This is a genomic window from Flavobacterium sp. C4GT6 (genome assembly GCF_036347315.1).
GTDB lineage: Bacteria > Bacteroidota > Bacteroidia > Flavobacteriales > Flavobacteriaceae > Flavobacterium.
The window spans coordinates 178,376-200,810 of the sequence record NZ_JAZGZU010000007.1 but is presented as its reverse complement, the minus strand read 5'-3'; the positions used below and the strand labels follow the sequence as shown (position 1 = coordinate 200,810).

General features: G+C 39.7%; 19 protein-coding genes. 13 read left to right on the top strand and 6 right to left on the bottom strand.

Translation table 11 applies throughout. The annotated features are described in order from the left end of the window. Positions 1 to 12 precede the first annotated feature (12 nt). Together rsmI and V3Z67_RS10730 are read right to left on the bottom strand one after the other, a co-directional pair. A complete protein-coding gene (gene rsmI / locus V3Z67_RS10735; RefSeq protein ID WP_330443301.1) occupies positions 13 to 720 on the bottom strand; it encodes a 16S rRNA (cytidine(1402)-2'-O)-methyltransferase in 708 nt (235 codons plus the stop codon). Next, on the bottom strand, positions 720 to 1,832 hold the full coding sequence (locus V3Z67_RS10730) for a hypothetical protein (RefSeq protein WP_330443300.1): 1,113 nt from the start codon (positions 1,830 to 1,832) through the stop codon (positions 720 to 722). Before V3Z67_RS10730 ends, rsmI begins: the two co-directional genes overlap by 1 nt. A 102-nt stretch (positions 1,833 to 1,934) precedes the next feature. Between V3Z67_RS10730 and V3Z67_RS10725 the strand changes: the two genes are divergently transcribed. The 10 genes from V3Z67_RS10725 (at position 1,935) to V3Z67_RS10680 (ending at position 14,709) form a co-directional block, all read left to right on the top strand. Further along, entirely contained in the window at positions 1,935 to 2,558 is a 624-nt protein-coding gene (locus tag V3Z67_RS10725; RefSeq protein WP_330443299.1) for a thymidine kinase, read from the top strand. A gap of 20 nt (positions 2,559 to 2,578) precedes the next feature. Next, complete coding sequence (locus V3Z67_RS10720; RefSeq protein ID WP_442902265.1) at positions 2,579 to 5,017, top strand: bifunctional UDP-N-acetylmuramoyl-tripeptide:D-alanyl-D-alanine ligase/alanine racemase; 2,439 nt, start codon at positions 2,579 to 2,581, stop codon at positions 5,015 to 5,017. A gap of 64 nt (positions 5,018 to 5,081) precedes the next feature. Next, positions 5,082 to 5,516 carry a large-conductance mechanosensitive channel protein MscL gene (mscL, locus tag V3Z67_RS10715; RefSeq protein WP_330443298.1) on the top strand — a complete coding sequence of 145 codons (435 nt, stop codon included), beginning with the start codon at positions 5,082 to 5,084 and terminating at the stop codon, positions 5,514 to 5,516. Between the two features lie 152 nt (positions 5,517 to 5,668). Beyond that, positions 5,669 to 6,658: an aspartate-semialdehyde dehydrogenase gene (locus tag V3Z67_RS10710; RefSeq protein ID WP_035133399.1), complete on the top strand. Its 990-nt coding sequence runs from the start codon at positions 5,669 to 5,671 to the stop codon at positions 6,656 to 6,658. 105 nt (positions 6,659 to 6,763) lie between these two features. Then, positions 6,764 to 8,368 (top strand): GIY-YIG nuclease family protein, encoded by a 1,605-nt coding sequence (locus tag V3Z67_RS10705; RefSeq protein ID WP_330443297.1) that lies wholly within the window; start codon positions 6,764 to 6,766, stop codon positions 8,366 to 8,368. A gap of 251 nt (positions 8,369 to 8,619) precedes the next feature. Then, on the top strand, positions 8,620 to 8,979 hold the full coding sequence (locus V3Z67_RS10700; RefSeq protein ID WP_157484672.1) for a hypothetical protein: 360 nt from the start codon (positions 8,620 to 8,622) through the stop codon (positions 8,977 to 8,979). Between the two features lie 92 nt (positions 8,980 to 9,071). Then, complete coding sequence (locus V3Z67_RS10695; RefSeq protein WP_330443296.1) at positions 9,072 to 11,456, top strand: TonB-dependent receptor; 2,385 nt, start codon at positions 9,072 to 9,074, stop codon at positions 11,454 to 11,456. A gap of 18 nt (positions 11,457 to 11,474) precedes the next feature. Continuing rightward, the gene (locus V3Z67_RS10690) at positions 11,475 to 12,041 is read left to right on the top strand and encodes a type 1 periplasmic binding fold superfamily protein (protein ID WP_330443295.1); all 567 of its coding nucleotides are present in this window, start codon (positions 11,475 to 11,477) and stop codon (positions 12,039 to 12,041) included. 128 nt (positions 12,042 to 12,169) lie between these two features. Beyond that, positions 12,170 to 12,544 (top strand): DoxX family membrane protein, encoded by a 375-nt coding sequence (locus V3Z67_RS10685; protein WP_157484675.1) that lies wholly within the window; start codon positions 12,170 to 12,172, stop codon positions 12,542 to 12,544. Positions 12,545 to 12,588: 44 nt separating this feature from the next. Beyond that, entirely contained in the window at positions 12,589 to 14,709 is a 2,121-nt protein-coding gene (locus tag V3Z67_RS10680) for a prolyl oligopeptidase family serine peptidase (RefSeq protein ID WP_330443294.1), read from the top strand. A gap of 154 nt (positions 14,710 to 14,863) precedes the next feature. Here V3Z67_RS10680 and V3Z67_RS10675 read toward each other — a convergent pair whose 3' ends face one another. Together V3Z67_RS10675 and mtgA are read right to left on the bottom strand one after the other, a co-directional pair. Next, positions 14,864 to 15,817, bottom strand: a complete 954-nt coding sequence (locus V3Z67_RS10675; RefSeq protein ID WP_330443293.1) for a lipid A deacylase LpxR family protein — start codon at positions 15,815 to 15,817, stop codon at positions 14,864 to 14,866. Next, on the bottom strand, positions 15,801 to 16,499 hold the full coding sequence (gene mtgA, locus V3Z67_RS10670; RefSeq protein WP_330443292.1) for a monofunctional biosynthetic peptidoglycan transglycosylase: 699 nt from the start codon (positions 16,497 to 16,499) through the stop codon (positions 15,801 to 15,803). The genes V3Z67_RS10675 and mtgA overlap by 17 nt, the downstream gene beginning before the upstream one ends. 114 nt (positions 16,500 to 16,613) lie before the next feature. Here mtgA and V3Z67_RS10665 point away from each other — a divergent pair, with 114 nt between their 5' ends. Beyond that, entirely contained in the window at positions 16,614 to 17,120 is a 507-nt protein-coding gene (locus tag V3Z67_RS10665) for a GNAT family N-acetyltransferase (RefSeq protein WP_330443291.1), read from the top strand. A 4-nt stretch (positions 17,121 to 17,124) separates the two neighbouring features. Here the strand turns inward: V3Z67_RS10665 and V3Z67_RS10660 are convergent, their stop codons facing one another. Beyond that, complete coding sequence (locus tag V3Z67_RS10660; protein ID WP_330443290.1) at positions 17,125 to 18,237, bottom strand: NAD(P)/FAD-dependent oxidoreductase; 1,113 nt, start codon at positions 18,235 to 18,237, stop codon at positions 17,125 to 17,127. Positions 18,238 to 18,240: 3 nt separating this feature from the next. Continuing rightward, the gene (locus V3Z67_RS10655; RefSeq protein ID WP_330443289.1) at positions 18,241 to 18,960 is read right to left on the bottom strand and encodes a DedA family protein; all 720 of its coding nucleotides are present in this window, start codon (positions 18,958 to 18,960) and stop codon (positions 18,241 to 18,243) included. Positions 18,961 to 19,269: 309 nt separating this feature from the next. Between V3Z67_RS10655 and V3Z67_RS10650 the strand changes: the two genes are divergently transcribed. Beyond that, positions 19,270 to 21,165 carry a S9 family peptidase gene (locus V3Z67_RS10650; protein WP_330443288.1) on the top strand — a complete coding sequence of 632 codons (1,896 nt, stop codon included), beginning with the start codon at positions 19,270 to 19,272 and terminating at the stop codon, positions 21,163 to 21,165. A gap of 60 nt (positions 21,166 to 21,225) precedes the next feature. After that, positions 21,226 to 22,425, top strand: coding sequence for an aminopeptidase C (locus V3Z67_RS10645; protein WP_330443287.1), 1,200 nt, complete (start codon positions 21,226 to 21,228; stop codon positions 22,423 to 22,425). The last annotated feature ends 10 nt before the right edge of the window (positions 22,426 to 22,435 follow it).

Below are 22,435 nucleotides of genomic sequence, written 5' to 3'. Positions count from 1 at the left end.
AAGAATTAAATATTAAACTTCAAATTTTTCCTTCTTACTCTTCTTCACCTCGGGCTTTCCGCCCACAATAACTACTATTTCGCCTTTTGGGTCTTTCTTGGTAAAATGCTCCAGTACCTGGGTAGCAGTACCACGAACGGTTTCCTCGTGTAGTTTACTTAGCTCACGCGATACCGAAACAGGGCGGTCTTCCCCAAAATACTGTAAAAACTCACCAAGGGTTTTAACCAGTTTGTGTGGCGACACATAAAATATCATGGTACGCGATTCTTCGGCAAGTGCTAAAAATCGGGTTTGCCTTCCCTTTTTATCCGGCAGGAAACCTTCAAACACAAACTTATCATTCGGGAGTCCGCTGTTCACCAGGGCAGGCACAAAAGCCGTAGCACCCGGCAGGCACTCCACTTCAATATTATTTTCCACACAGGCGCGTGTAAGTAAAAATCCGGGGTCGGATATGGCAGGCGTACCCGCATCAGATATCAGGGCAATGGTTTCACCCGCCTGCAGGCGTTTCACAATATTCTCAACGGTTTTATGCTCGTTGTACATGTGGTGGCTCTGCATGTGGGTTGCAATTTCAAAATGCTTCATAAGCTTACCGCTGGTACGGGTATCTTCCGCCAGTATCAGGTCGGCTTCCTTAAGCACTTTAATCGCCCTGAAGGTCATATCCTCCAGATTACCTATAGGTGTAGGTACTATATATAGTTTAGACATTAATCAAATCTTTTTTCAACCAGTTGGAAGAAACGCTCTTCATACTCCTCTTTCCCCTCCCAATTATTGTAATCAGGCTTAATAAGGTCGTTTATAAACGATTTTGCCTCACCAAATGTATTAATGGTATTCAGTTGTGAAACCACGCGGTTCAAATCGTCGGCACTACCGCCAAAAAGATGCTTCTCAAAAGCGATACGGTCGTTTAACCCCAGTGTAATGGTTTTAGAGAACTTATCGTTAAGCGACCTTGAACCTGTAGAAGGCGCAGGTGTCCACACCGGCTCTTCCTTTTTAGGTTCTTCTTTCTTCACTTCCTCAACAGGTTCGTTTTTCGCCGGCTCAAAAACAGGCTGATTACTGTAATCAAACTGAGGCTCTTCCTGTTTTGGTTCCTCTTTCGGTTCTTCCTTAACCTCTTCTTTCACTTCCTCCTGAACAGGCGCAGCATCAAAATCAGATTTCTTTACAAACTCCGGATCCTTATAATCCCTAAAGTCGTCAATGGTAACCTCTTTTTTAGGTTCTTCCTTTGGCTCTTCGGGAGCTGCTTTCCTTTCAAAAGCAAATTCTATATCAATTTCCGATTCTTCAACTTCAACGGTAGTATCAGGTTCAATAGTAATCGTTGCAGCATCGGTAGCATGTATTTCCTCCTCATCACTACTCTCCTGCTCGTTTTCATAAACAGCCTCAACCGACTCTTCCATTGCCTTGATTTCCTCTTCCGGTTTTTCAAGTTCCGGCACACTTACAGGCTCTTCGGCTTTTTCCTCTTCAGTTTCTTCAACTACAGCTTCCTGCTCTGTCTCACCAAGACCTTCCCTTGGTTCACCCGCATCGGCAGGTGTTTCTTCTGCCACTACAGTTTCAGGCGCATCCTGCTCTTTGGTTTCTGCTACGCCATAAATATCTTCCAGTTTTTCTTCTGCCGAAGAAAAACCAATAGTTGGCTTCACATCATTAAAATTTTCCTCAACAAATCTAAGCACCGATAGTTTTTCGTACAGCTTAAGTGTCTCCTGCTGTAACTGCTCAATCTCTGCCTTATTCTTTAGCTTCAATATCCTGTGTGCAATACTTATCAGTTCGGCTTCTAATTTTTTCTTCATAACTTTTGGAATAATAAAGAGTGGCGCAATAGTTTTTTAATAAATTTGTTTCAATACAAAGTAACATAAAACATTTCTGTTTTACAGCCTGAAAAATACAAAATGTTTCTCGAAAATACAGTAAATCATAAAGAACAATTTGGGTGGATAGAGGTCATCTGCGGGTCGATGTTTTCGGGTAAAACCGAAGAACTTATACGTCGCCTTAAAAGGGCAAAGTTTGCCAAACAGCGTGTGGAAATTTTTAAACCTTCCATAGACACCCGTTATCATGACGATATGGTGATATCGCACGACTCCAACGAAATACGCTCTACCCCGGTCGAATCGGCCTCCATGCTTCGCATCCTGGCACAGGGTTGTGATGTGATAGGCATAGACGAAGCTCAGTTTTTTGATGATGAAATCGTATCAGTATGTAATGACCTTGCCAATAACGGCATAAGGGTTATTGTTGCCGGACTGGATATGGATTTTAAAGGCAATCCCTTTGGCCCCATGCCGGCACTAATGGCTACAGCCGAATATGTTACCAAAGTACACGCGGTATGCACCCGAACGGGTAACTTAGCGAATTACAGTTTCCGTAAAGCACAAAACGACAAACTGGTACTGTTGGGTGAAACCGAAGAATATGAGCCGCTAAGTCGTGCCGCTTTTTTTAAGGCTATGAGAGAACAGGCCAACCCGAAAAAGAAAGACCAGGAAGACGATAGTCTCTTCTAAAAAATTAAAAACCCTACATCTTGAGCATAAAAACAAACAATATCATTAAGGCCGTTAATCCTTCGTTTGAAGGCATACAGCCCGATATGGAAATTGATAACGTTTCTATAGACAGCCGTTCGCTGCAAAACAATATCGGAACACTGTTTTTTGCACTACCGGGAAAAAACCGAGACGGACACAATTATATTCCCGAACTGATTGAAAACGGTGTTTTAAATTTTGTTGTTACCCATATCCCTAACGGATGCAAAAACAGGGCTAACTTTTTTATTGTTGACGATACCCTGAAAGCATTACAGGATTTTGCAGCCTATTACAGGAGCCTATTCCATTTCCCTGTTGTGGGTATTACCGGCAGTAACGGAAAAACAATAGTAAAAGAATGGCTTAACTATGTATTGAGTCCTGATTACAATATCATCCGTAGTCCTAAGAGCTACAATTCACAGGTGGGCGTGCCCTTATCGGTTATTGCCATTAACGAAAAGCATAACCTGGGACTGTTTGAAGCCGGAATCTCCACCACCGGAGAAATGGAAAAACTCGCCCAAATTATAAAGCCCAACATAGGCATACTTACACATTTGGGTCCGGCACATGACGAAGGCTTTACCAATATGCTCGAAAAAATTAAAGAGAAACTAAAGCTCTTTAAGGATACCGATGTGGTAATACTTCAAAAAAATGCCATAGCCGAACAGAAACTGGAAGGCACAACTACTTTTACCTGGAGCTACAATGGTGATGCCGATGTAAACATTATCAAAACAACACATCCCGACAATACCGAACTAACGGTTGATTACAAAGGAAATAGCTTTAAAGTGGTTATTCCGTTTTTTGATGATGCCTCGGCAGAAAATGCCATAAGCTGCCTCATGCTAATGCTGTACTTGGGTTACAACAGCGACTTTATTACCGAAAGGCTTGCAGGGGTGTATCCTATTGAGATACGCCTACAGGTTAAAAACGGCATTAATGGCTGCACCATTATTGACGACAGTTACAGTTCTGACTACCAGTCGCTAAAAATAGCACTCGACTTTTTAGAGCAGCACAAAACACATAAAAAGAAAACCATTATCCTTTCGGATGTTTTCCAGAGTGGTTTTACCATAGAGGAACTTTACGAACACGTTACTCAGCTTTTAACTGCTAATAATATTAGCAGGGTTATAGGTATAGGCGAAACCATAAGCACCCAGTTAAAGGATTTTCCTAATTTTATATCCTATAAAACCACACAGGAGTTTTTAACCCAATACAATGCTAATAGTTTTAGCAACGAAACCATTTTGGTTAAAGGCGCCCGTAGTTTCCGCTTTGAGGAAATAGTGGTATTACTGGAAGAAAAGACACACGAAACAGTACTGGAAATCAACCTGAATTCCATTGCCCATAATCTTAAGTTTTACCGCTCGCGCATTAAGCCCGAAACCAAAATAATGGTTATGGTAAAGGCCTTCGGTTATGGCAGCGGGAGTTATGAAATTGCCAAACTGCTTTCACACCAAAAGGTAGATTATCTTGGTGTTGCCTTTGCTGATGAGGGTATCGCCCTTCGTAACGCAGGCATTAGCACCCCTATTATTGTAATGAATCCCGAAGCCAGTGCCTTTAGTGCCATGACAGCCTATAAACTGGAACCCGAAATCTATTCGGTTAGGGAACTAAGGGCATTTATTGAAATTGCCAAACAGAAAAACCTATCCGACTACCCTATCCACATAAAGCTTGACACCGGCATGCACCGTCTTGGATTTGAAGATTATCAGTTGGATGAGCTTATCGAATTACTTAAACACAACAACTTTGTATCGGTTAAGAGTATCTTCTCACATCTTTCCTCCAGCGATGTACCTCATTACAGGGATTTCACACTGGGGCAGATAGATAAATTTACCCAGTGGTCACAAAAAATTATCGACACCCTTAGCATAAACCCTATCCGCCATATACTAAACACATCGGGCATATATCATTTCCCCGAAGCGCAGTTTGATATGGTACGACTGGGCATAGGCCTGTATGGTGTGGGTAACAATGCACAGGAACGCAAATCACTGGAAAATGTAGGTACCCTTAAAACAGTAATCCTCCAGATAAAAGACATACAACCGGGAGAAAGTGTAGGCTACAGTCGCAAATTCATGGCATCGGAGAAAGTCCGTACTGCCACCCTGCCCATTGGTTATGCCGACGGTATACCGAGAAGCTGGGGTAACGAAAAAGGCTATGTAATGATAAACGGTAAAAAGGCTGTGATTACCGGAACCATATCTATGGACATGATGATGGTAAACATTACAGGTATAGACTGTAAGGAAGGTGATAAGGCCGTAATATTTGGCACTGCACCAACCGTTGTGGAAATGGCCGATGCACTGGGAACCATCCCTTATGAAATTTTAACAAGTATTTCACAGCGTGTAAAACGCGTTTTTTATCAGGAATAATCACTTTTTTGTACCTTAGCCTTAATCAGAAACAAACAATTATATATAACCTAAACTTTAGCCTATGGGATTTTTCAAGGATTTTAAGGCCTTTTTGATGAAAGGCGACATTGTAAATCTGGCAACAGCCGTTATTATTGGTGGTGCCTTTGGTAACATCGTAAAATCTTTTACAAACGATATTTTAATGCCACCTATAGGCATGCTGCTTAACGGGGTCGATTTTAAAGACCTAAAATATACGCTTAAGGAAGGAGTGCCCGAAACGGTGGTAGACGGGGTAACACAACCTGCTATAGATGCCGTTACCATAAACTACGGTAACTTTGTACAAATAACCCTTGACTTTATTATTGTAGGTTTTTGTATTTTCCTTGCCCTTAAGATGTATGAAAGAACCAAGAAGAAAGAAGAAGCGGCTCCTGCAGCACCTCCTGCACCTACAAATGAGGAGAAACTGTTGGCAGAAATCCGCGACTTACTGAAAACTAAACAATAGAGTTACAGAAGTTTCCGCTACATTACATATTCTTATATTTCTAACAAAACCGTCTCTAAAAGACGGTTTTTCTTTGTTATATTTTTTTATTTTGAAACGAATTTATAACTAATTTTGCCCAAAAATTTAAATAATTCAATAATAAATACACTATGAAAATTGCTGTTGTTGGCGCTACCGGAATGGTAGGCGAAGTGATGCTGAAAGTACTGGCGGAAAGAAATTTTCCGGTAACCGAATTAATTCCGGTTGCCTCAGAGAGATCTGTAGGTAAGGAAATAGAATTCAATGGTAAGAAGTACAAGGTTGTTGGTCTTGAAACCGCAGTTTCTATGAAGCCTGAAATAGCATTATTTTCTGCAGGTGGCGACACTTCAAAAGAGTGGGCTCCTAAATTTGCCGAAGCAGGAACTACAGTAATTGATAATTCCAGCGCATGGAGAATGGACGCTACCAAAAAACTGGTTGTACCGGAAATCAACGCCAATGTGCTTACTAAAGAAGATAAGATTATAGCAAACCCAAACTGCTCTACCATACAAATGGTAATGGCTTTGGCTCCGCTACACAAAAAATATACTATTGAAAGGGTAATCGTTTCTACGTATCAGTCAATAACAGGTACGGGAGTTAAGGCTGTACAACAGCTTGAAAACGAATACACAGGCACTAAGGGCGAAATGGCCTACCCTTACCCTATTCACCGTAACGCTATCCCACAGTGTGACGTGTTTGAAGACAACGGTTACACTAAAGAGGAAATGAAACTGGTACGTGAAACCAAAAAAATTATGGGAGACGACTCCATAAGGGTTACTGCTACTGCTATCCGTATCCCTGTAGTGGGCGGACACAGCGAGTCGGTAAATATTGAGTTTGCAAACGACTTTGATGTAAACCAGGTTCGTGCTATCCTTCACGACACTCCGGGTGTTACCGTACAGGACAATACTGACACTAAAACCTACCCAATGCCTATTTATGCCGAAGGTAAGGACGATGTATTTGTAGGACGTATACGTCGTGATGAGAGCCAGCCAAACACACTTAACATGTGGATTGTAGCCGATAACCTTCGTAAGGGTGCAGCGACAAACACCGTACAAATTGCAGAATATCTTGTGGCAAATGGGTTAGTGTAGTTTACACACATAACAATACTTAAAACCTGCAGCAGAAATGTTGCAGGTTTTTTTATAACTTTAAAATATGTTTTTAAGCCTATTCACCTCCTAATTTTTTATCAGATGAGACCTAAAAAAATCTTTTCAAAAATATCCCAACAACATAAAGATATTGATGTCGAAAAACTTAAAGCTATAAATCCTACATTATGGAAAAAATTAAAGAGTCAGTTTGATATAGGAAGAAAAATAGTTCAAGTTCAACTTCGAAATGGATTAGATAAAAGTAATGAAAACACATTAAGATATTATCTGGGAGAGTATGCGCACAGATTTTTAGATTATGGTCCAAATTCATTCCCAACCTCATTCAATGTTTTAGAACCTTTTTTCACATTTAATCATCATAACTCTATCATTGAGCTCATTACAGATGAAGAGTCTTATGGAGTTTCTCTAATAGACTTTTTAGATTTTGTTACAGAACCTGATTTTAATCTAGACAATATTGATTTTTACAGTAATATACCTGAAAAGGTAATATATAATTTTAGCTTTACTAGTGGATTTGAAGAAATAAACTTTTCAAACAGTAATGGCAAAACATTTATTGTAAGCGGACTATCCTTAATAAGACAAGAAAATGAGGTTGCGTTACTAATGCAGGCTGGCGAATCTTATGATAAAGTTGAAGCTGAAAATTATTTTAGTGAAAAAACAGAAAATAATTTTGATTATAATCCATTCAAGAAATCGCTCGGAATGAAAATTGAAGACAATGTTGAAGAATTAAAAATCGTACATTTTGAAGGAAGGGATGATTTATGGTCTCATAATGTTGCGCTATTATTTGATTTAAAAAGCAAAAGTATTGATTTAAGATATATAGCAAGAGATGAAAACAATAGCTTTTCTGTGATTTCTGATGATTTTTTTGCAATGTTTTATAGAGAAGAATCTGTAACAAAAGATGATATTCAAAACTTTATTGAAAACAATTTAAAGAAACTAGATAATTACAATGCTGTTTTTGACTTCGCTAAGTATTGTCTAGCCTTACCATATTATGTATTTGAAAAAGAACAAAGAATTGTTGATATAAACTATGAAACAAACTTGAACTCTATCATTAAAAGTCCTTTCTCAAAAAGGGAATATACCTCAGTGCCTGGAGTATATAAATTATTTGCTAAACCATTTTATTTCTTAGAATCAGATAACCTCACAACAATTAATGACAATAAATTAAATGACGAAAGCTTTAAAATTGAAAAATCTGGTTATTGGAAAAGACTTAATTTCGATGAAAATGGATTTGACAAAAACGGAAACAAAATATTAGGCAAGACTTGGGTTGAAAGAAATGATATTTATTATTCTACACCCAAAGGTATTACAGAAGTAAAAAAAATAGATTTTTTTGAAGGTGAAAACTCTGGGTACATCTACATAATGAGACAAGCGGCACATGAAGAAAACATTTTCAAAATAGGCCTAACAAAACGAAGTACTGAACAAAGAAGTAAAGAACTTTCAAATACAAGCTCAGTAGATAAATTTTTCACAATAAACAAATATCACACGAAGGATTGTATTGAAGCTGAAAAACAAATCCATAAGGATTTAGAAAATTATAGATTATCATCTAGACGTGAATTTTTCAGATGTGATTTAAAAACAATAATGAACACATGTGAAAATATTATTACAAAAATTAACAACTCTTAATTCACATTTAACCTCCATATTGTTAACAACCCCAAAAAAACCCATATAAACACTTAATCATCAAAAACAATGAACAATGAACAATGAAAAAGGTAATAATATTGCTTTCAACAATACTTCTTTTTAGCTCTTTTACTTACTGCCAAACCCCCAATATAGCATGTTAGCTGTGTGAAGATAAAAACCTATTAATACATTTTTAACTGCAACCCTGTTGCAATTGTAAAATCTTTTTCCCTACCTTTGCGGTAATGAAAAGAAAGTTCGCATTATTTAATCTTGCACTTATGGCCCTTGTACTCCTTACAACGGGCTTTCAGTCTTTTCATGCCTTTAGCCATCAGCATCACGCCACGGCACATCACCACAATCATAACGAAGTAAAAAAAACTACTAAACAGTTTAGCGGCATTGAGCATCCACAAAGCCACGAAGACGACGATTGTAGCATTTGTAATTTCCACTTCGATTTCTTTGTGGCTCCGCCACAGTTTTGCCTAAGGCTGGATTTCCCTTTCAAACAAATACACTACACTTTCAGCAGTATTGAAGGAAGCCCTTCTTTTGCAGGAAGCCTTTTTGCCCATCGCGGCCCACCAGCAGTACTATAAAACTTTTCCCTAACCCTTGACTATAGCAAAGGGACTATAACCGTATGTTATACCGGGGGATTTCACTTTTATATTACTCAAAATAAATATCCATGCGATTTTACATAGTATTGCTTTTTGCCTTAGTGGCAACGGGCAACAGCGCCTATTCGCAAAGTACGCTTAGCGGTAAGGTGATTGATTCCAAAAGCCAGCCTTTGGATGGCGCGCATATACACATAGGCGAACTTCATGCTATTAGTACGCCACTGGGAACTTACGAGCTACACAATATCCCTAACGGACAGCAAAGGGTGGTGATATCCTACATTGGTTACACCACGCTCGACACCATTATACGTTTTAACGGCAGTACCGTTAGGCTAAACGCTACCCTAAAACCTGCTACCACTCAGCTACAGGAAGTCGTACTTAGTGAAAACACCGTAGTATCCAAAAGCGTTACCAACGAGCAGAAATTAAAAACTCAAACACTTGAAAAATACAGTAGTGGTACACTGGGCGATGCCTTAAAAGAAATCCCAGGGGTATATTCTCTTAAAACAGGTAACAGTATTGTAAAACCTGTAATAAACGGACTGCACAGCAGCAGGGTTCCGGTACTGGTTAACAATGTAAGGCTGGAAGACCAGCAATGGGGTACCGAACACGCTCCTAACCTCGATATCAATTCGGCAGGGAAAGTGTCGGTAATCAAGGGAGCTTCGGCATTGCAGTATGGCGGTGATGCCGTTGGCGGACTCATATTGGTAGAGCCTGTATCGGTTTTAAAAGACACCCTGTACGGTAAATCAATCATGTCGCTTAACTCAAACGGACGTGGCGGTAGCTTTACCAGCAGCCTGCATAAAGGAACCGAAAAAGGTTGGGCATGGAATGCCGGAGGTACGTTTAAATACTTTGGCGACCGCAAAGCACCAAACTATGTACTCTCAAACACAGGAAACCGTGAAGGGAACTTTTCGGGCGATGTAAAATACATTGGTGATACTTACGATCTTTCGGCAAGCTACAGTTTCTACAATGCTACCATAGGTATTGCATCGGCTACCCATATAGGCAGCACCGCCGATCTTGCCAATGCCATAAACAGCGGTACACCATACATTACCAATCCGTTTACTTATACCATAGGCGCACCCAAACAGGAAATACAGCACCATTTGGGCAAACTTAATTTCAATACTAAGCTCAATCCGTTTTCAACGCTGTCGTTACAATATGCCTTTCAGCTAAACCGCAGGAAGGAATTTGACATCCGTCGCGGTGACTTCAAAAACAAAGCAGCGCTTGACCTTACCCTGATTACCAATTCGCTTCAGGCCGACTGGAAATACGAAAAAAACAATAACACCCTTAAAAGCGGAATAAGTTTTTCCATGCAGGATAATGAGGCTAGCCCTGAAACAGGAATACGCCCGCTAATTCCAAATTATACCCGTCAGGATTTGGGAGCATATGCCATAGCCGCACACCGTTTTAGTAACAGCTTTAGTGCCGAAGCCGGACTGCGCTATGATTTTTCACATATGGATGCCGACAAGTTTTACCAGAAATCGCGCTGGACAAGCCTGGGATATGAAGAGGAGTTCGACAATTTTATAGTAGCCGATTACGGTTCGCAATGGCTTACCAATCCAAAATTCACCTTCCATAACATATCGGCAAGTCTGGGTGTTAAAAAAATGCTTAGCCCAGACTGGGAGCTGTTTGCCAATGCCGGACTGGCAATGCGAAACCCAAACCCATCCGAACTGTTTAGTGACGGACTGCATCACTCAAACGGAACTATAGAACTGGGTAGCCTGCGTACTAAAAAGGAAGAATCTTATAAGCTTTCTACAACACTGGTAAAGCACGGTAATACCTTTAGTTTTGAGGTTACCCCTTATGCTAATTTTATTAGCAATTTTATCTTCCTTAAACCTACAGGTGCCGAGTATACCATACGCGGATCGTTCCCTGTTTACAATTATGTTCAGGCAGACGCGCTACTTACAGGTGTAGACTTTCATTCTGACCTGTATTTGGGAGAGCACTTAAAACACAGCCTTAACCTTGCTTATGTTTACGGTACTAACAGAGATACCGATGAACCGCTTATTGACATGCCTCCGTTAAACATTACCAATACCATAAGGTATTCCTTTAACGACAGGCACAATTCGTTTGCAGAACTGAGAAGCGAAGCCGTATTTACACAAAACCGTTACCCGGATTATAACTTTTATGCCGATGTACCACAAAACGGAGAGCTTCTACCGGTACTGGTAGATGTTAGTACTCCGCCCCTAGGATACCATCTGCTTCACTTCAATACAGGAACCGAGTTTAATTTAGGTAGAACCACAGCTTCGGTTAATCTTTCGGTAAACAATATTTTCAATACAACGTACAGGGACTACCTAAACCGCCAGAGGCTATATACCGATGAGGCAGGCAGAAACTTTATGTTACAGATAAAACTCAATTATTAATCATTAAACATTTCAAAAATGAAAAATCTGAAAATTTCAGTATTGGCAATTATTGCCACAGTATCATTCACCTCATGCAGCAGCGACGACGACAATCTTGTTCCGGTAAATGAAGAGGAAGTAATCACAACGCTTACGGCAACTTTTACCCCACAGGGTGGAGGAACTGCTATTGTTTTACAATCTCAGGATTTAGATGGCGACGGCCCTAATGCTCCGGTTATAACTGTTTCGGGCGATTTTGCTGCGGGGACTACCTACACAGGTACAGTAGCCTTTTTAAACGAACTGGCAAATCCTGTTGATATCATTAGTGAAGAGGTACTGGAAGAAGGTGATGAACACCAGATATTTTTTCTTCAAAATGGTCTTGGAACATTTACTTACAATGACCAGGATATAAACGGAAACCCTATAGGGCTAAGCTTTACATATGTAGCTAGCGAAACAGCTACAAATGGCGATCTTACTATAGTACTGAGACACGAACCTAACAAAACTGCCGATGGTGTAAGTAACGGAGATATTACAAACGCTGGTGGCGGTACCGATGCTACAGCAACATTCAGCATAAATGTTAACTAGTTTGGGTTAATTTTGTAAACACCCCTTTTCATTGGGGTGTTTACAAATAATTATATTTAAGTTAATATATTTCTTAATAATTCATTAATTTAGTTAAAACATCACCACAACATCAAAAACACTAAATTATGAATTCACAATTCACTAAAATTGTAAGAATACTTTTAGGTGTGATTCTAATAGTATTCGGATTAAACAAATTCCATCCTTTCATCCCCCTTCCACAACCACCCGAAGCAGCAGCAAACTTTTTAAACTCACTGGCCGATACCGGTTATATTTTAACTGTCGTTGCCATTTTTGAGGTATTTATAGGCTTTATGCTGTTAATTAAAAAATGGGTTCCGTTTGTAATATTGTTATTGGCTCCTATTTCGCTAAACATATTGCTGTTTCATATGTTTTTAGACATACCGGCAATAGCAACAGCCATAGTAGTGGTAGCACTTAACGCGATGCTTATATACAAATACCGTCAAAATTACAGCGCTTTGTTTACCTGATAGGTCTATTTCCTTATTTTTGTGTATAATCAAATCAAGCCATAATGAATAAAACAGTTTTAAGCATGGCTTTGGCATGCAGTCTTACCATGAACGCACAATTGCACGAGAATAAGGAAATAAAATATCCGCAAACAAGAAAAGGAGACCAGACAGATAACTACTTCGGCACAAAAGTACCCGATCCCTACCGTTGGCTTGAAGATGACCGATCGGCAGAAACCGCCGCATGGGTAAAAGCAGAAAACGAGGTTACCTTTGGCTACCTGGAGCAAATCCCTTTTAGAGAAGAGATCAAAAACCGCATGCAACAGCTGTGGAATTACGAGAGAATTTCGGCGCCGTTTAAAAGAGGTGAATACACCTACTATTACAAAAACGACGGATTGCAAAACCAATCGGTACTCTACCGTAGAAGTCTTACAGGTGCCGAGGAAGTTTTCCTTGACCCAAACACCTTCTCTACAGACGGAACGACTTCATTAGGCGGTATAAGTTTCACTAAAAACGGTGACCTTATGGCCTATTCCATATCAGAGGGAGGAAGTGACTGGCGTAAGGTTTTTGTAATGGACACCAAAACCAAAAAACTGGTTGGCGAAACACTGGTAGATGTAAAATTCAGTAACATTGCATGGAAGGATAGCGAAGGCTTTTTCTATTCCAGTTATGACAAGCCTGAAGGCAGTGAACTATCGGCAAAAACCGATCAGCATAAGCTGTATTACCACAAACTGGGTACACCACAAAAATCTGATAAGGTTATTTTTGGAGACTCGGTTAAAAGGAGATACATTGGCGCCAGCGTTACCGAAGATCAAAAATACCTAATTATAACCGCAGCCAATTCGACTTCCGGAAATGAACTGTACATTAAAGACCTTAGCAACCCTAAAGGTGAAATCATTACGGTTGTAGATAATTTTGATACCGACTCCCATGTGATGGATAATGAAGGTTCAAGACTTATCATTATGACCAACTATAATGCACCAAATAACAAAATTGTAACTACCGATGCTTCTAATCCTGTTCCGTCCAGATGGAAAGATCTTATTGCCGAAACCGAAAATGTGCTAAGCCCTTCAACAGGTGCAGGATATATTTTTGCGGAGTATATGAAAGATGCCATATCAGTAGTAAAACAGTATGATTATCAAGGTAAATTAATTCGCGATATTGAACTTCCCGGCATTGGTTCGGCAGGTGGTTTTGGCGGAAAAAAGGAAGAAAAAACACTATACTATTCCTTTACCAACTATACCACTCCGGGAACGATTTACTCTTATAATCCTGAAACAGGAGCATCAGCACTATACCAAAAACCTAAGGTAGATTTTAATAGTGAAAATTACATATCAAAACAGGTGTTTTATGAGTCGAAAGACGGAACCAAAATACCAATGATTATAACTTACAGAAAAGACCTGAAACTTAACGGTAAGAACCCTACAATACTTTACGGTTACGGCGGATTCAATATCAGCCTTACCCCGTCTTTCAGCATCACTAATGCAGTATGGATGGAAAACGGAGGTATTTATGCTGTTGCTAACCTTAGAGGTGGTGGCGAGTATGGTAAAAAATGGCATGATGCCGGAACCAAGCAACAAAAACAAAATGTATTTGAAGACTTTATCGCTGCAGGCGAGTACTTAATAGCAAACAACTACACCTCGTCTGACTACCTTGCCATAAGCGGAGGATCTAACGGAGGACTGCTTGTAGGAGCAACCATGACTCAGCGCCCTGACCTGATGAAGGTAGCCCTTCCGGCCGTAGGCGTACTGGACATGCTGCGTTACCATACCTTTACCGCAGGTGCAGGATGGGCTTATGATTATGGTACTGCCGAAGACAGCAAGGAAATGTTTGAATACCTTAAAGGATATTCCCCTGTACATAACGTAAAAGAAGGAGAGAAATATCCTGCAACACTTATTACAACAGGAGATCATGATGACCGTGTTGTACCTGCTCACAGCTTTAAGTTCGCAGCCGAACTGCAGGCCAAACACAAAGGCACTAACCCTGTACTTATACGTATTGGTGTTAATGCAGGTCACGGAGCCGGAAAATCGACCACACAGGTTATTGAAGAGTATTCGGATATTCAGGCATTTGCCCTATACAACATGGGAACAAAACCAAACAGAAAGAAATAAAAGTAATAGATAAATAAAAAAGCCTGTCTCAATCGTAATTATCGATTATGATTTGTCATTTTGACGTTAGGAAAAATCTCTTATAAATTTTATGAGATTCTTCACTTCACTACGTTACATTCAGAATGACAAACCTTGAGACAGGCTTTTTTTATTATAACAAATATCCTATACCTATACGACCGTAGTAATACCCCTGTATTACATTATTGGTAAGTTCTTTACCCTGATAATTAAACGAGAAAGAAAGATTCCAGTTGTTTTTACGATACATTACTCCTGTTTCGGCAACAAAGCGCCAAGGTATAAGCGGAAATGTTACCGGGCTGTTATCATTAAACAGGCTCCCCTCTATGGTAGCGTCATACACCTGATAGTTTAGCTTAGGATTTATGAAGAAGAAAAACTCACGACTTTCATCTACCTGCTTTTTATCATGACTTAACGTTGCCCCGTGCAATATAGATTCGTAAACCGGTTTTAAGGGACGTTTAAAACTGATACGCATCATGGGCCCGAAAGCAACTCCTGTAAAAATGGTTCCTGCCTGTCCTTTAGCCTGCAGGTGTAAATCAACCTTTTCATGAAACTGCTTAGCCAGTATTTTTTTAGAATAAAAAGCGCCAATCTGCACTCCTATGGTAGTAGGTATTTGGTATTCCCACCCTCTTACCTCGGGGTAATGAAAAATATGATGAAGTCCTTTTTGTAAATCTTCGGCCAGCGACTCTTTACCCACTATACCCACCTGAAAGTTCAGTTTTAAAACACTCTCACTTTTATAAAAGGTATTGGCGCCAACTTCTCCAAAAAGATATCCGGCAAAAGGCCTGTCGTGCACATTGATATCTTCGGCTTTTACACTTTGCGGATTGTACATGTACTGTCCTGCCTTTACTTCGGCAATCAGTTTGGCTACCTTTCCGTTATCAGTGTCAGCCAGCCAGCGGTAGTAAAATTCAATTCCGTTTGTATAGTAGCGATCGTGTTTAAAGGAAGTATAAAGGTCGTTATCAGATATCAGCCCGATTTCTGCCGGAACCTGAGCCCTTAGGAAACCGCAGCTTAGCAACATTACTGCTGCCATTAATTTATTTCTTTTTTTCATTTGCGTTATAATCGAGTTGCACGTAGCGCATAAGCCTCACTATTTTCGCCTTTCTTCTGTTTATATACGCCGATGAATTTGTTGCTCTGTATTTTAGGGGATTGGGTAATATTGCTGCAATTCCGGCTGCCTCATAAGCCGTTAGGTTTTTGGCATCCTTGCCATACCAATGCTGTGCGGCAGCCTGCACACCATACACACCGTCGCCCATTTCAATACTGTTAAGGTACACCTCCATAATGCGTTCTTTACTCCACAGCAGTTCTATAAGCATGGTAAAATAAGCTTCAAGCCCTTTCCTGAAATAGCTCCTGCCCTGCCATAAAAAAACGTTCTTAGCCGTTTGCTGGCTAATAGTACTTCCGCCTTTTAGTTTTTTACCCTTTTTATTGCTTTCGTAAGCCTTTTTCATTGCTTCAAAGTTAAAGCCGTTGTGGTCTAAAAAAGTATCGTCTTCACTCGCCATCACAGCCTTTTGCATGTTTACCGAAATCTCATTGATAGAAACCCAGTCGTGACTGGAATGCATTTCCTTACCGTCTGCCTTTTGCTCAAAAGCACGTATTACCATTAACGGGGTACACGGAACCGGAACAAAACGGAACAGTAAAACAGATAATACTGATATAGCGACAAACCAAAGACATAATTTAAAAAGGAAGCGGAATATTTTTCGCATCATGTAGGTAATAGTAAGTTTGATTGATATAGCGAAATTACAAATTAGTTGCTAATACCAACACGCTTACACCGTTGATTAGTAAAATATTTACATTTGTAAAACGATTATCCTATTATGAAACCTTTCACAACAGACAGGCTTATACTAAGAGAGTTATCTGTAGATGACACTTATTATTTTCATTTATTAAATGAAGACCCTGAAGTTATACAATACACCGGAGACGTCAGTTTCAAAAACACCGAAGCTGCAAGACAATTTCTGGCAGGATACGACCACTATGAAAAATATGGATTAGGAAGATGGGCTGTAATAAGAAAGAAAGATAATGCTTTTTTAGGCTGGTGCGGTTTAAAATACTCCCCGGATAAAAACGAACATGATATAGGTTTCCGCTTTTTTAAGCAGTATTGGAATATGGGGTATGCTACAGAAGCCGCTAAAAAATGTATAGAAGTAGGATTCAATACTTTCAAACTACCTTTTATTGTAGGAAGAGTAATGAAAAAGAATACTGCTTCAATAAAAGTTTTAGAAAAAATCGGATTGACTTTAATAAGCGATTATAGTTTTGAAGGACATGAAGGATATCTTTTTAAAATAAAGAAAGATATACTATAAAAGCCTAAACCAAATCGGCCAGTTCTGTACCAATCATACTGCCTATAGCCACACCCATACCGCTAAGCCTAACACCACAGTATACATGTTGTGACACCTGCTCTACTATTGGTTTTTTATGGCTCCCCATTCCCATAATACCACTCCAGCGATGAGCAATTTTAAAATCGGTTTCCGGTAGAATAACCTCACGAAGCAGTTGCTCCAGTCTGTTTTGTATCAGTTCGGTCTCACCAAATTCGGTAGTGGTCTCCCCTTCAAAGTCAAGGTTACGGGCACCGCCAAAAAGAATTCGGTTTTCAATATTCCTAAAATAGTAATACCCTTTATCCATATGGAAAGTACCACGAATATCCAGGTTAGGGATAGGCTCTGTAATAAGCACCTGTGCTCTTGCCGGCCTTACGGCTTTATCGGTAAGTTCTTCGGCAAAACCATTGGTAGCAAAAAGAAGTTTTTTGGTATTGAATGCAAATCCGCCAATATTCACCTGAACATGGTCGGTTTGCTCATGCCATCCGGTTACAGCATGGCTGTTAAGTACATGAATGTTATGGGCAGTAGCCTGCTTTAGTAAAGCCTGCATCATATTACCGGTATCCACCTGTCCTTCAAACGGATTAAAAACAAGATATTCCTGTATCCCTTTAAAGACAAAACGATCTATCTCCTTATTAAACACTTCCGACTTAAATAACGGACGAAGTACATCGTTCACAAACGGCAGTTTGCGAAGACATTCTTCATAACCATCACTATTATCTTCCAGAAAAAGTTCATACCCGCCAAAAGGTTTATAATCCAAAACATTATCCCCAAGTCGCCTTCTAAGCAATTTGAGTCCGTTCCAGCGCTTGTGCACCAGGTTTACAACCTCCTCTTCGGTATGTGTATTGAGGTCTTCAATAATTTCAGATATACTGCCAAAACAGGCAAATCCGGCATTTTTAGTACTGGCTCCCTGTGGTAAAGGCCCTTTTTCCAGCACCAGTATCTTGCTGTCGGGAAAACGTTCACGAAGACGAAGCGCAGTGTGCAGCCCTACAAGACCACTTCCCACCACGGTATAATCTACACCCGTGTACCAGTTTTTAATTTCCCAATAGCTAAGATTCATATTTTAAAAATGCCCATGCTTTTCGGCCTCCTCTTTAGCTTCTTCTTCGGTAACCTTTTTACCTTTAAGAGCGTTAAGGACTAACGGCACCGTAGTCACGGCAACTATAATTAATATAATATATTCAATATACAATTTAAGGTCAATACCCAGCTTACTAAGGAAAAGCTCATACAGGTAGTGCCCTGCGAATATAAGCGTAAACGCCCAAAGTATAGAACTTATGATATTGTACAGCATAAATTTTTTATGCTCCATTTTCACTATCCCTGCAATAATAGGCGCAAACGTCCTGATGATAGGGAAGAAACGGGCAAAAATAATAGCCCTTCCGCCGTGCTTTTCAAAAAAGTCGTGCGACTGGATAAGGTATTTCTTTTTAAACCAAAAAGTATCTTTCTTGTTGTACAGGAAGTTTCCGCTTTTAGCACCAAACCAGTACCCAAAGGTATTTCCTACAACACCTGCGCCGGCTACTAATAATGCTAAAACTAAAACATTTAAAAAATCACCTTCTAAATAAACCAGCGAACGCATAAGTTCTGTACTGTAAATCCCAGCAAGAAACAAAAGACTGTCCCCCGGAAGGAAGAACCCGGCAAAAAGTCCGGTTTCGGCAAAAATGATAAACAATACAACGTATATACCTACGGCAACGCCGCCAACTTCAAGGTTAATGTAAAATTCCGGGTTTAATAACTGTGTCCAGTGGAAACTGTCCATATCTTTTTAATTAAATATCGTGTTGGTAAAATAAGTGCAAAAGCACCGCTATACAAAGGCAAAAAACAGCAGATCTTTCATCAAAAACCATACCCGTACATGCCTTTAATTTTAAGTTTGTGAAATTAGCTATATTTTTTTAATCATTGGTTGTCTTATTGTTTTTAAATAGTTCTTTTACGCTTTTTTCAAACATTTAACAGCAACTGGTATTCTTTATTGTTTCCCTAACAAAAAAACAGCCATTTTTCTAAATTTTTCCTATTAAATAAATTCACTACTTTTAAGGCCGTTTAACATAGATTTTAGATGAAAAAACTACTTATTTTAACCTTGAGTATTATGGGATTATCTGCTTCGGCACAACACATGACTCCCGAACTGCTTTGGAAATTAGGAAGGGTTAGCGCCCTTGGTATTACCAAAGACGGAAAAAACATAGTTTATAAAGTAACCGTACCATCGGTAGAAGAAAACAAGTTTGACTCCAAGTTTTACAGTATACCTTTAAACGGAGGCAATGCTACTGAAGTTGAAGATTACAAAAACCTGCTTAAAGACCGTAACCTGTCGCCTGACGGAAAATACCTTTTAAGCAGCCAGGAAGTTAAGGTTGAAAAAGTTAACGGAGGCGACTACTACCCTGAGTTAGACAAATCTACCGTACAAATATATGACGGACTGGATTACCGCCACTGGGATACATGGAACGAAGGAAAACACAACCATGTAGGTTACAGCCCGGTAAATGACACTGACAATTTTACCGACATCATGAAGGATGAGCCATATGATTCTCCGCAAAAGCCATTTGGCGGCGAGGAAGATTACACCTGGACTCCTGAGGGCAACATAGTTTATGTTTCCAAAAAGAAAGCAGGCACAGCCTACGCTACCAGTACGAATACTGATTTGTATGAGTACAATATTTCTTCAAAAACCACAAAGAATTTAACTCCTAACAATCCGGGTTATGATACCCAGCCCGCATTTTCACCACAGGGTGACCTTACTTGGCTACAAATGAAGCGTGACGGTTATGAAGCCGATAAGAACGACATTATTGTTCGCCACAAAGGAATGGACATTAACCTTACTGCCGGATGGGACGGAACTGTAGATTCGTTTACATGGAGTGAAGACGGTAAAAAGGTTTATTTCCTTGCCCCTATAGACGGAACAAAACAATTGTTTGAGGTTAACTTCCCGGGGCTTACTAAAATAGCAATCAGAGTAAACCAGTTAACAGACGGGTATTGGGATGTAAACAGTGTTGTAGGTTTTTCCGGCAGAAATATTATCGTAATGCGATCTGACATGAACCATGCAAACGAGATTTACAGCTACGACCTTAAAAAAGGAAACTGGAATCAGCTTTCCCACGTTAACGATGCTGCTTACGCCACAATAAAACTAAGTAAAACAGAAAAGAGATATGTTACCACTACCGACGGCAAAAAGATGCTGGTATGGGTAATACTTCCACCTGATTTTGATGCTTCTAAAAAATACCCTACCCTACTTTACTGTCAGGGTGGTCCCCAATCGGCACTGTCACAATTCTACTCTTTCCGTTGGAACTTCCAGGTTATGGCAGCGCAGGGATACATCATTGTTGCTCCTAACAGAAGAGGTATGCCGGGTCACGGTGTAGAATGGAACGAAGCTATTAGTAAAGACTGGGGCGGACAGGTAATGAACGATTACCTTTCGGCTATTGACGATGTAGCTAAAGAATCTTATGTTGACAAAGCCCGACTTGGAGCTATAGGTGCCAGCTACGGAGGATACTCTGTATTCTATCTTGCCGGAAACCACAACAAACGTTTTAAAACCTTTATTGCTCACGACGGTGTATTTAACCTTCAAAGTATGTATGGTACTACCGAAGAGGTATTTTTTACCAACTGGGACAGTGGCGGACCATACTGGGAAAAAGACAATGCTGTTGCTCAAAAAACATACTCTCAGTTTAACCCTATAAATTATGTGGATAAGTGGGATACTCCAATACTTATTTTCCAGGGTGATAAAGATTTCAGGGTACCTATAGGGCAGGGACAGGAAGCTTTCCAGGCAGCACAGTTACGCGGTATTAAAAGCCGTTTTGTAATGTTCCCGGATGAGAACCACTGGGTACTTAAACCTCAAAACGGAATGGTATGGCAAAGAGAGTTCTTTAAATGGCTTAAAGAAACTTTGTAATACCTGTAACATTTAAGTACTTTTAGCGACTATTTTGAAAACTATATAATTAAAACTACTATGCATAAATTTTCAGTTAAACCATTTCTTGCAGCAACTATGCTGTTGGCAGGTATTCATGCCGGATTTGCACAAGACTATCTGGTTAACTCTTTAAAGAACAACCAGAGTGCAAACAGTAAGGATTCTTTTGAATTCACCGAAGTAATAAACATTGAAAACACTCCTGTAAAAAGTCAGGGATCATCAGGCACCTGCTGGAGCTATTCGGCAAACTCATTCATCGAGTCAGAAATGATAAGAATGGGCAAAGAACCTATCGAAATCTCTCAGATATATACAGCACGTAATGCTTATATCGAAAAAGGTAAAAACTATGTGCGTATGCACGGTGCTATAACTTTAGGTGACGGTGGTGCATTACACGATGTAATAAACATGTACCGTCAGTACGGTGCTTTACCGCAAAGCGAGTACACCGGGCTTAACTATGGTACAAAAAGTAACCGATTTGCAGAAATGCAAACAATGGCACAAGGTCTTCTTGAAGCTGTTGTAAAAAACCCTAACGGAGAACTTACTCCAAACTGGATTAAAGCCTATACTGCTGTTATCGACTCTTACCTAGGTGAAGTTCCTGAAACATTTAAGTACAAAGGAAAAACATACACTCCGCAAACTTTTGCTAAAGAAGTTGTAGGTATAAATGCCGATGATTATGTAGAGATCTCTTCTTTCAAAGAGCACCCTTACTACACTAAGTTCACTCTTATGGTACCGGACAACTGGTCTCTTGATCAGGTATACAACGTTAAAATGAATGAGCTTACAGACATTATTGACAATGCTCTTAAAAAAGGTTACTCTGTAGCTTGGGCCGGTGATGTTAGCGAAAAAGGATTTAGCTGGACTAACGGTGTAGCTTATATCCCTGCAAAAGACTACAAAGAAATGAACCCACAGGAAAGAGAAGCTATTTTTAAAGGCCCTCAGCCTGAAATGGAAATAACTGAAGACCTTCGCCAGGAAGCTTTTGACAACTACAACACTACTGACGATCACGGTATGCACATTGTAGGTATCACTAAAGACCAAAACGGTAAAGAGTATTACATTATCAAAAACTCATGGGGTGCTACAAACGATTACCAGGGGTATATGTACATGACTAAAAACTTTGTAAAATACAAAACTACTGCTATCCTGTTACACAAAGGCGGCGTTCCTTCATCTATTGCTAAAAAATTAGACATTAAATAAAACTATCCGG